Origin of the sequence: Pseudomonas sp. EGD-AK9, from assembly GCF_000465935.2 — a bacterium.
Taxonomy (GTDB): Bacteria; Pseudomonadota; Gammaproteobacteria; order Pseudomonadales; family Pseudomonadaceae; genus Aquipseudomonas.
Genome location: NZ_AVOF01000350.1, coordinates 1 through 3215, shown reverse-complemented (window position 1 = coordinate 3215; position 3215 = coordinate 1). Strand labels below are relative to the sequence as shown.

General features: G+C 67.5%; 4 protein-coding genes. 2 read left to right on the top strand and 2 right to left on the bottom strand.

Annotation, left to right across the window (positions count from 1 at the left end):
• Positions 1-1004: 8-amino-7-oxononanoate synthase (locus N878_RS15835; protein ID WP_021444587.1), on the bottom strand; the 1004-nt coding region annotated here is incomplete at its 3' end.
• A gap of 92 nt (positions 1005-1096) precedes the next feature.
• Complete coding sequence (bioB, locus tag N878_RS15830) at positions 1097-2152, bottom strand: biotin synthase BioB (protein ID WP_021444586.1); 1056 nt, start codon at positions 2150-2152, stop codon at positions 1097-1099.
• Between the two features lie 207 nt (positions 2153-2359).
• On the opposite strand from bioB, the gene N878_RS15825 reads away from it, so the two are divergent.
• Together N878_RS15825 and N878_RS15820 are read left to right on the top strand one after the other, a co-directional pair.
• Positions 2360-2653 (top strand): hypothetical protein, encoded by a 294-nt coding sequence (locus N878_RS15825; protein ID WP_021444585.1) that lies wholly within the window; start codon positions 2360-2362, stop codon positions 2651-2653.
• A 42-nt stretch (positions 2654-2695) separates the two neighbouring features.
• A partial coding sequence (locus N878_RS15820; protein ID WP_021444584.1) for a ComF family protein occupies positions 2696-3215 on the top strand: 520 nt, incomplete at its 3' end.

Below are 3215 nucleotides of genomic sequence, written 5' to 3'. Positions count from 1 at the left end.
AGTGCCGAGAGCTTGAGGGCACGGGCGCTGTCGCCGACCAGGATCGGCTGGATCGGCGTCGGGCTGTCCATCAGGCTCAGGCCGATCTCGGCGGCGCCGGCACGAAAGCGCGCGATCAACCTGTTCAGGTGCTCGCGGCGCCAGCCTTCGCTGCGCAGCAACTCCAGGCTCTTCAGGGTGGCGCAGGCCACCGCCGGCGGCTGGCTGGTGGTGTAGATATAGGGGCGGGCGAACTGGATCAGGGTCTCGATCAGTTCCTCGCTGCCGGCGACGAAGGCCCCGGCGGTGCCGAACGCCTTGCCCAGGGTGCCGACCAGCACCTGCACGTCGTCCAGGCCCAGGCCGAAGTGTTCGACTATGCCGCCGCCGGTGGCGCCCAGCGGGCCGAAGCCATGGGCGTCGTCGACCATCACCCAGGCCTGCGTGGCGCGGGCCTCGGCGCACAGCGCGGGCAGATCGGCGAGGTCGCCGTCCATGCTGAACACGCCGTCGCTGACCACCAGGCAGTTGCCGCTGGCCTTGCGCAGGCGATTGGCCAGGCTCACCGCATCGTTGTGCAGGTAGCGCGAGAAGCGCGCCCCGGACAACAGGCCGGCATCCAGCAGCGAGGCGTGGTTGAGGCGGTCCTGCAGCACGCTGTCGCCCTGCCCGACCAGCGCGGTGACCACCGCCAGGTTGGCCATATAGCCGGTGGAAAACAGCAGCGCGCGCGGCCGCCCGGTGAACTCGGCCAGCGCCTCTTCCAGCTGGTGGTGCGGCGTGCTGTGGCCGATCACCAGGTGCGAGGCGCCGCCGCCGACGCCCCACTTCTCGGCGCCGGCGCGCATGGCCGCGATCACCTCGGGGTGATTGGCCAGGCCCAGGTAATCGTTGGAGCAGAAGGCCAGCAGCTCGCGGCCATCGACCTGCACCAGCGGCCCCTGCGGTGATTCGAGCAGCGGGCGTTGGCGATAGAGGTTGGCGGCGCGGCGCTCGGCGAGGCGAGTGGCAAGATCGAAGCTCATGGCAAGACCTGGTGGATAACCGCAAGCGGGTTATCCACCCTACAGAAGGACTACGTAGGGTGGATGACGCGAGGCTCATCCACCGCCTGACTTCAGACCGCGGCGTTATAGAACAGCTTGGAATCGCGCTGCTCGACCAGGGCCTGCTCGATGGCGGCCTGGTGCACCTCGTCGGCATGCTCCTCGCGCTCCTCCGGCTTGATGCCGAGGCGCTTGAACAGGGCCATGTCCTTGTCCGCCTGGGGGTTGGCGGTGGTCAGCAGCTTCTCGCCGTAGAAGATCGAGTTGGCGCCAGCCATAAAGGCCAGGGCCTGCATCTGCTCGTTCATCTGCTCGCGGCCGGCGGACAGGCGCACGTGGGATTTCGGCATCATGATCCGCGCCACGGCCAGGGTGCGGATGAAATCGAACGGGTCGACGTCCTTCTCCTCGGCCAGCGGCGTGCCCTTGACCTTGACCAGCATGTTGATCGGCACGCTCTCCGGGTGCTCCGGCAGGTTGGCCAGCTGGATCAACAGGCCGGCGCGGTCGTCCACCGACTCGCCCATGCCGAGGATGCCGCCGGAGCAGATCTTCATCCCCGCCTCGCGCACGTAGGCCAGGGTCTGCAGACGCTCGCCGTAGGTGCGGGTGGTGATGATGTTGCCGTAGAACTCCGGCGAGGTATCGAGGTTGTGGTTGTAGTAGTCCAGCCCCGCCTCGGCCAGCGCCTGGGTCTGCTCCTGATCCAGCTTGCCCAGGGTCATGCAGGTTTCCAAGCCGAGCTTCTTCACGCCTTTCACCATCTCCAGCACGTAGGGCATGTCCTTGGCCGACGGGTGCTTCCACGCCGCGCCCATGCAGAAACGGGTGGAGCCGATGGCCTTGGCCTCGGCGGCGGCCTTGAGCACCTTCTCCACCTCCATCAGCTTTTCCTTGTCCAGGCCGGTGTTGTAGTGGCCGGACTGCGGGCAGTACTTGCAGTCTTCCGGGCAGGCGCCGGTCTTGATCGACAGCAGGGTGGAGACCTGCACGCGGTTGGCGTCGAAGTGCGCGCGGTGCACCGTCTGTGCCTGGAACAGCAGGTCGTTGAACGGCTGTTCGAACAGCGCGCGGACTTCGGCCAGCGACCAGTCGTGGCGGGTGGGGGTGGCGGCGGTTGCACTCATCGGGAGCTTCCTTCGACGCTAGGCGGCGTCTGTTGTCGGGGCCCGCGCACGGGGCGACGGGACGTTCAGGCTTAGGGCATCATAAGTGGCCTTTGGATGCTGTCAACCGCCAACAAGACACAGGTTTACCAGTGATCACTTATTGACCAATCGAACTTTCATGCTGGCACCTGGCCAAACCCCTATCGCGTCATCGGAATCTTCTGCATGCAGCTAACCGGCTTTTTCGATTGGCTGGGCCACACCCTGGGCAGCGCCATCCGCTTTATCGTCGATCTGTTCTCCGGCGCCCTGGGCGCGTTGGCCGACGCCATCGATGCGTTCCTCGGCGGCATGGCGCGGGCCATCGGCATGGACGTGTCGATCTTCAGCCTCGTCCTGCTGATCCTCGGCCTGCTGTTTCTCTACAAGGGCGTGCGCGCGCTGCTGCGCAAAGCCATCTTCGCCGGGGTGATCTGGCTGCTGCTGGGCCTGGTGCTGATGGGCTGGCTGATCCGCTGAGCGCCGGCTAGGCTCAGGGCTTTCGCTCACGGACGAGCCGTCATGCCCCTGCTCCCCCTCAAGCTTCCCGCCTGGCTGCAACCGCGCCGCCATTGCCAGCTCTGCGACGAGCCCGCCGACCACCCCCGACACGCCATCTGCAGCGCCTGCGAGACCGAGCTGCCCTGGCTCGGCGCGCAGTGCCAGGTGTGCGCGGTGCCGCTGCCGATGGCCGGGCTGATCTGCGGCGCCTGCCAGCGCCAGGCGCCGAGCTTCGCCCGGGTGGAGGCGCCGTGGCGCTATGCCTTTCCGGTGGACAACCTGATCACCCGCTTCAAGCACCAGGGCCAGTGGCCGTACGGCCGGCTGCTCGCCGAGCTGTTGGCCGAACACCTGCAGCACGCCTACGACGAAGGTTTGCCCAGGCCGCAGGCGCTGCTGCCGGTGCCCCTGGCGCGGCGGCGCCAGCGTCGCCGCGGTTTCAACCAGGCGCAGATGCTCGCCGACTGGCTCGGCCGCCGCCTGCAGTTGCCGGTACACGACGACTGGCTGCAACGGCGCCTGGACACCCCGGCGCAGCAGG

What these genes read in the sequence shown, in the direction of transcription:
- bioB (WP_021444586.1), bottom strand. Translation starts at nt 2,152, where the DNA reads ATGAGTGCAACCGCCGCCACCCCCACCCGCCACGACTGGTCGCTGGCC.
- N878_RS15825 (WP_021444585.1), top strand. Translation starts at nt 2,360, where the DNA reads ATGCAGCTAACCGGCTTTTTCGATTGGCTGGGCCACACCCTGGGCAGC.